A 6,751-nucleotide genomic window follows, 5' to 3' on the forward strand; every position below is an offset into this window, starting at 1 on the left:
GACAAGCACCTTATCCGAGGTCTTCCATAGAGAACGAATATTCGTTTTGAATGGGAGGGTCCCCATGAGCCACACACCGGCAGCATCGGGCAGCACCTCTGTTACGCGCGCGGTCGCACTGGCGGTCGGAGCCGCCGCGATCGTCGGAATCGTTCTGCTGGCTTTCACATGGCCGGCCGTCACGTCGGAACCCCGCGACCTTCCCGTCGCGGTCGCGGGCCCGGAAGCAGCGGTCGCGCAGGTCACCGGTGTCGTCGCGGCACAGGCCGGCGAGACGCTCGCACCCACGCCCGTGCGCGATCGCGCGGCCGCGATCGACGCCATCGAGCAACGGGAAGTCTACGGCGCGATCGTGCTCGGTTCAGCGCCCGGCGAGGCCCCCGAAGTCCTGATCGCGACGGCCGCGAATCCTCAAGTCGCCCAAATGCTTCAAGCGATGGCAGCGCAGCTGGGGCAACGGACCGGTGCGGCCGTCACCGTGACCGACGTGGTGCCCTTCGACGACGCCGATCCGCGCGGCGCGAAGATGTCGGCTGCCGCGTTCCCGCTGGTCCTCGGCGGCATGGCGGGCGCCGTGATCATCTCGGTCGCGATCGGCACGGCACTCCCCCGCCTGGTGGCACTCGTGGCGTACGCGGTCGCCGGTGGGCTGTTGCTCGCGGGCATCCTCCACGCCTGGTTCGGCGGACTTCACGGCAGTTTCTGGCTCAACGCCATCGCGATCGGGTTGACGATCGTGGCGATCTCGGCACCGATCGTGGGATTGCGCAGCCTCCTCGGCATGCCCGGTATCGGGGTCGGCGCGGTACTGATCATGCTGATCGCGAATCCGATCTCCGCCGCCACGATGCCGGTCGAGTTCCTTCTCGCCCCCTGGGGCGCGGTCGGGCAGTGGTTCCCGCCCGGCGCGGGTGCAACCCTGCTGCGTCAACTGTCGTACTTCCCCGAGGCGAATACCGCGTTCCCGTGGACGGTCCTGGCCGTGTGGGCGGCGGCGGGCGTGCTGTTGACGTGCATCGCCGCTGTGCGGGAATCGAAGGTCGTCGACGAACCCGAGGAACTCGCAACCGTCGGATAGCGGACTTGAGTTTCACGTTGGTTGAAGCCCGATGATGACGTGGTGCATCCTTCTGATCTCATGTCGATCGGGGTCTTCGCCGGGCGTTCCGGCCTGACCCCGAGCGCACTGCGGTTCTACGCCGACTCTGCGCTGTTGGTGCCGGCCGAGGTGGATCCCGTATCGGGCTACCGCCTCTACCGTCCCGACCAGCTGCCCCGCGCGGACATGCTCCGGCAGCTCCGCGAGATCGGCATGCCGTTGGCATCGGTCAGAGCGGCCCTGGACGCGGGACCGGCCGAGGCCGCCCGGATGATCGACCAACACATTGCGAAAGTGCTCGGAGATGCTGCTGCGGCGCAACGGCAAGCCGTTCGCCTCACCGCGGCGTTGACCGATACGCCCGGCATTCCGATCGCCGCGTTGAAGGGACCGGTGCTGGCCGACGCGGTCGATCAGGTCTCGAGCGCGACAGCCCGGGAGCCGTCGATGCCGGTGCTCGACAGCATCCACATCGAGGCCGGCCCGCACGCAATCACCCTGACCGCAACCGATCGGTACCGGCTCTCCACGCGCAGCCTGGTGCCCGGAGAAAGGACGGCTGCTACCTGGTCTGCAACGGTCGATGCAGGAGACCTGCGGGCCGCGGCAAACGAGATGCGCCGCTGCGCAACGGTCCACGTGGAAGCGTCGGCGCACGGAATCCGGTTGCGGGTCGCGGAGCGCGACGATCTGCACTGCAGGCTCGTCACCGAGCCCTTCCCCGACTATCGGGCGATGCTCGCGGACCTACCGGAGCCCACCACTCGTGTGACCGTCGCCAAGAACCTGCTCCTCCGAGCGCTCGAGGAGAGTGCAGGCGAGCAGGTCTCGCTGAGCGTGACCGACGGCGTTCCCGAATTCCTCACCGGTGACGAACAATCCCTCGGATCACTGGACGCCACGGCGACGGGAGCAGATGTCCGAATTACGTTTCAGCTCACGACGTTCTACCCGGCGATCAGTACCGCGATCGGTCCGGACGTGATGCTGGATCTTCGGGGGTGGGACCTGCCCGTCACGGTACGGTCCGCCGACCGCGGCGATCTCACGACCACCGCCATGCCCATCGACCCCGACCACACCACCTGACGAGGAGCATCGATGACCACTACTCCCCACGCCGACCCGACCATGGATGCCATCGCACACGCCGTCACCGAAGGCCGATCCGGCGATCCCGCGGCCGCCCGAGAACAATTGCTGGCCTTGTGGTCCGAGATCGGCGTCCTCGGTGACCCACTGCACCGCTGCACGCTCGCGCACTACCTGGCAGACCTCTACGACGATCCCGCCCGAGCCCTGGTCTGGGACATCCGCGCTCTGGACGCCGCCGACGCCGTGACCGAACAGCGAGTGCAAGAACACCACGCCGATCTGCACATCGCCGGGTTCTATCCGTCACTGCACCTGAACCTGGCCGACAACTTCCGTCGACTCGGCTCTTTCGATGCTGCCGCCGATCACGTGGCCGCGGCCCGCGAGCACGCGCCGACCCTGCCGGACGGGCCGTACGGCGACACCATCCGGACCGCCATCGACGAGGTCGCCGACGCCATCAACAGGAAGGACCGCACGCAACGCGCCTCCGCGCCCGGCACTTCCGTATGACGACGCGAAGGCTCAGCGGCGCACCGTGCCGAGCACACGACGCGCCATGTGCGCCATGCCCGCAGCGTTGGGATGCAGTGCACTCGACGACGGGCCCGCCTGGCGCCCCTCGAACCAGCGTTGTCCGGGAGCGGCGCACGCGTCGTGTCCTTCCGCCCCTGCGGTGACGTCGACGAATTCGGCACCGGCTGTGGCGGCTGCCGTAGCCAGGACGCCGTTCATCATTGCGAAGAATCCCTTTGCCCAGACTGCGTCGGCGTCGCTGATCGGCAGGTTCGGCCAGCATCCGCGATCACCGAAGATTCCACCGTGCCCGACCAGCATGATGCGCGCAGCCGGCGCCTTCAACCTGATCGCGGTGAGCGTCGACCACACCTTCGGACCGAGTCCGGCGAGTGCGGACAGCGCCCGGCCGCTCACTGCCGGATCGTTTCGGCACCTGGCGTCACCACCCGGCACAGAGGCGTAGCACTGGGAAACCAATGTGGGCCAACTGATGTCGTTTCCACCGATGCTGAGCGTCACGAGCGTGGTATCCGACGGCATCCGCTCGATCTGCGCGGGCACCGCCCCCATCGACGTCCGCTGCGGTGTGTTCGTCACGTGCTCGGTGCGGGCGCCGGTGCACGACAGGTTGAGGAACGACGCCGCGCCCACCCCCTGTGCGACGAGCGTCGGATAGCCGAGGTCGGAGCGTTCACACGCATTGGTCCGCGTAGCCGGGTCCAGGGACGGGCCGGCGGCCCTGGAGTCTCCGAGCGCGACGTACCGCACACCACCGTTCGCAGGGACGGCAGATGCCGTGGCCGGAAGCGCGAACGAGACAGCAGTGGTGGTCGCGACGACGGCGGCGGTGACGACGGCGCGGATTCCGACGGGCTTCATGATCAGCAGTATCTGTGACGAGCACCGTGACGACGGGGAGATTGGGCGTCGTGTTTCTGTGTCCGGGAACAACGGGCGCAGGTGTCGCACCCGTTTCCGCAGGTGTCGCACCCGTTTTCCGAGCGAGCGGCACATTCAGTCGATCTGAGGAGACGAGCGGTACATTCGCTCGGACGCGGCTCTCGAGACAGCGACGCGCCGACACGCATAGAACAGCCGTTCGAGTTGACCGCGCCCAGCTTGCGTGGGACCATCCCAAGATCATCTGAAAACAGTTCGACCCCGGCCGGTGCGCCAACACCGATCCGGGGTCTGGGCACACGACAGAACGGAACTGTCATGCACCGTAGGCTGGATTCTATCCACGCGCCCGATCGAGGCGCGCATCGACGAGCCACTCCGCTCGATCCCCTGTCGACGTCCTGACTCTTCCGCCCTTCGACCCCGCCGGTCGAGGGGCTGCAGGCGTTTCACTTTGCACGGTGTGTACGAGGGCCGTTCCGGCAACCGAGGCATGACCGTGCCCGTCGCTACCCTCCCGTAGTCCGACGTCAGCGCATCGCCGCTGCGGGTATCCGGCCACGGAGCCGAACCCGAAACCGACAGGGCACCAGTACCTTCAGCCTCCGCAGCTGGTGGCGGAGCACCCGATCGCACGGGTCGACACGAACGACCGGGTCCAGCACAAGCCACACGTCACCACCCGACGTGGGGCCAGAAGTGCTGGCCGAGACGGTCTATCGGGACATGGCGACCGGGCAGCGTTTGGGGAAGGGGCCGAGCAGACTCAGGGACCCGAAGGGTCTCCGATCGGTTCAAGACAGCCGCCCGCAGGGCGTCCTTTTCCGTGCGGTTCGACTGCCCTCGAATCCGCTACTCGAAACAGACACACCGGAAGCTGCTGTTCGACAGATCTATTCAGCGATGCCGGACGGCAGCGGCGTGACCGTCGGTGCATCGAGACCTACGGGCCGGCCGGTTGAGTCGGTACCGGATGCGTGGCGTCGTCGTCCGACGGCGATTCGAGCCCGTCGGAGATGTCGGAGATGATCCCGAAGATCACGAACGCTGCGGCGACGAGCGCGGCGATCACGACGCCTCTTCGAACCTTCGGCGGCCGCGGTGCCGGGGGCGGCGGCGCGAAGGCCGCCGGATCCCCGGCCAGATAGGCGAGGTGCCCGGCCTCCGCGCGGGCGGCCAGGCCCACGTACTCGGCCTTCTTCCGCGCGCGGTAGTCCCGAATAGGTTTGCCGACAGCGAGATACGCAAGGATTGCGGTGAACACGAGCTGGGTGAAAGAGGCCGAGAACTTTCCGTGGATCAGCTCCACGAATGCCAACCACAACGTGATGCCCGCGAACATTCCCGCGAGCACCCTCAGGTAGGGCTTCACGTCCACTCCTTCACCGGTCCGGGGGCGCGCGTCTCGTGTTGCGCGCCTCGCCGCTCAGATCGAACGCAGCGATCCCACCGTTACCGGCACCCGGCCGTCACGCGTCAACGATGGCGCGCAGCTTCTCGAGCTGCTCGACGCGTCCTGCCGGGTCGGGGCTGAGGAACTTCACGTTCAGGGTCGTCGCACCCGCCTCCGCGAACGCCGCGACCCGCTCGCGCACGTAGCCCTCGGGGCCGATCAGCGAGATCGCCCGCACCAGCTCGTCCGGCACCGCCGCGGCGGCTTCGTCCTTCTTTCCGTCCAGATACAGATCCTGGATGATCTTGGCGTCGGCCTCGTATCCGTATCGGCAGGCCAGGTCGTTGTAGAAGTTCTTGCCGCGGGCACCCATACCCCCGATGTACAGCGCGAGGTGGGGTTTGACCAGGTCGAGCAGGTGATCGACGTCGTCGCCGATCGCGAGCGCGGGGCCGGCGTAGACCTCCAGGTCGCCGAGCGACGGATCGCGCTTGGCCTTGCCTTTTGCGAGCGCCTCACCCCACACGTCGTTCGCGCGTTCCGGGTTGTAGAAGATCGGCTGCCAGCCCTCGGCGATCTCCGCGGTGAGAGCCACGTTCTTCGGCCCCAGTGCGGCGATGACGATCGGGATGCGCTCGCGCACCGGATGATTGATGATCTTCAGTGGCTTGCCGAGTCCCGTGCCCTTCTCCGGGGGCAGCGGAATCTGGTAGTACTTGCCGTCGTAGCGCACCGGCTCCCGGCGCCACACCTGCCGGCAGATGTCGACGAGCTCGCGGGTGCGTCCCAACGGCGCCGTGTAGGGCACGCCGTGGAACCCTTCGATCACTTGCGGTCCCGACGCACCGATGCCGAGTACGAATCGCCCGTCGGACACGTAGTCGAGGCCCGCTGCGGTCATCGCCATCAGCGACGGGGTCCGTGTGTAGATCTGGAAGATCCCGGATGCGAGCTGCACCCGCGACGTCTTCGCCGCGAGATATCCGAGCTGGCTGACGGCATCGAAGGAGTAGGCCTCCGCCATGAAGACGATGTCCAGACCTGCGCGTTCCAGATCGGCGACCTCGGCGACGGTCTCGGCGAATCCGCCGCTGTAGGTGATCATGGTTCCGATGCGCATCGAGGCACTCCCGTCGAATTATGCGGTACCACCCGGGGATCCGCGTGCCGCGATCTATGTCCGCAGTTCAACACTTGGCCGGACGTGACGCAAGGACGCATCGTCGATGGGTTTCATCGGCGCTACCTATTTGACGTCGGCGCTTCGCCGATCCGGCACCTGACGTCCGCCGCTCATCGCGAGACTTACTTTCAGGACGTAACGGACATAGCGGGTTGGACGATCAGTGAGCGTGGGTGCAATGAGTCCGTGGCATTTTCTGGTGTTGTTCGCGATCTTGGCAGCGGCGGTCGCCGCGGTCGCCGGGATCGTGATAGTGATCGTGAAGGCGTCCAAGTCGAAAGTTCCACCGGCTGTCCACAATGCGATACCGGCTGGTTGGTACACGGATCCACAGAATCCCACTATGGTGCGCTACTACGACGGTGGGATGTGGACCGCACATACCCAGCCGCGCGCGCATACACCGCACTCGTAGGTCTCCCACCAGTCGACAGGCCTCACTGATCGACCACGTGGATTGGCGAAGGGACGAACGCCCGAACCGCGAAATTCGGCTTGTTCCCACTTCCAATCTATACACGAATGGCGAGCCTCATGAGGCCCCGATTTTCGGCTCATAATC

At 66.5% G+C, this 6,751-nt stretch carries 8 protein-coding genes; 4 read left to right on the plus strand and 4 right to left on the minus strand.

What is annotated here, in order from left to right:
* Positions 1 to 64 precede the first annotated feature (64 nt).
* The 3 genes from ACN675_RS07110 to ACN675_RS07120 are packed head-to-tail and all read left to right on the plus strand — an operon-like array spanning position 65 to position 2,707.
* Positions 65 to 1,078 (plus strand): hypothetical protein, encoded by a 1,014-nt coding sequence (locus tag ACN675_RS07110; RefSeq protein WP_420750187.1) that lies wholly within the window; start codon positions 65 to 67, stop codon positions 1,076 to 1,078.
* 60 nt (positions 1,079 to 1,138) lie between these two features.
* The gene (locus tag ACN675_RS07115; RefSeq protein ID WP_420750188.1) at positions 1,139 to 2,188 is read left to right on the plus strand and encodes a MerR family transcriptional regulator; all 1,050 of its coding nucleotides are present in this window, start codon (positions 1,139 to 1,141) and stop codon (positions 2,186 to 2,188) included.
* 12 nt (positions 2,189 to 2,200) lie between these two features.
* Entirely contained in the window at positions 2,201 to 2,707 is a 507-nt protein-coding gene (locus ACN675_RS07120; protein ID WP_420750189.1) for a hypothetical protein, read from the plus strand.
* A 12-nt stretch (positions 2,708 to 2,719) separates the two neighbouring features.
* Here the strand turns inward: ACN675_RS07120 and ACN675_RS07125 are convergent, their stop codons facing one another.
* The 4 genes from ACN675_RS07125 to ACN675_RS07140 all read right to left on the minus strand — a co-directional run bounded on the left by ACN675_RS07125 (position 2,720) and on the right by ACN675_RS07140 (position 6,462).
* Positions 2,720 to 3,592 (minus strand): SGNH/GDSL hydrolase family protein, encoded by an 873-nt coding sequence (locus tag ACN675_RS07125; protein ID WP_420750190.1) that lies wholly within the window; start codon positions 3,590 to 3,592, stop codon positions 2,720 to 2,722.
* A gap of 964 nt (positions 3,593 to 4,556) precedes the next feature.
* A complete protein-coding gene (locus ACN675_RS07130; protein ID WP_420750191.1) occupies positions 4,557 to 4,985 on the minus strand; it encodes a hypothetical protein in 429 nt (142 codons plus the stop codon).
* Between the two features lie 97 nt (positions 4,986 to 5,082).
* On the minus strand, positions 5,083 to 6,126 hold the full coding sequence (locus ACN675_RS07135; protein WP_197252941.1) for an LLM class F420-dependent oxidoreductase: 1,044 nt from the start codon (positions 6,124 to 6,126) through the stop codon (positions 5,083 to 5,085).
* A 126-nt stretch (positions 6,127 to 6,252) separates the two neighbouring features.
* A complete protein-coding gene (locus ACN675_RS07140; RefSeq protein WP_420750200.1) occupies positions 6,253 to 6,462 on the minus strand; it encodes a hypothetical protein in 210 nt (69 codons plus the stop codon).
* On the opposite strand from ACN675_RS07140, the gene ACN675_RS07145 reads away from it, so the two are divergent.
* Entirely contained in the window at positions 6,368 to 6,604 is a 237-nt protein-coding gene (locus ACN675_RS07145) for a DUF2510 domain-containing protein (protein ID WP_420750192.1), read from the plus strand. The two genes, ACN675_RS07140 and ACN675_RS07145, sit on opposite strands and share 95 nt — an antisense overlap.
* Positions 6,605 to 6,751 lie beyond the last annotated feature (147 nt).

Origin of the sequence: Rhodococcus sp. O3, assembly GCF_048897285.1 — a bacterium.
Lineage (GTDB): Bacteria > Actinomycetota > Actinomycetes > Mycobacteriales > Mycobacteriaceae > Rhodococcus.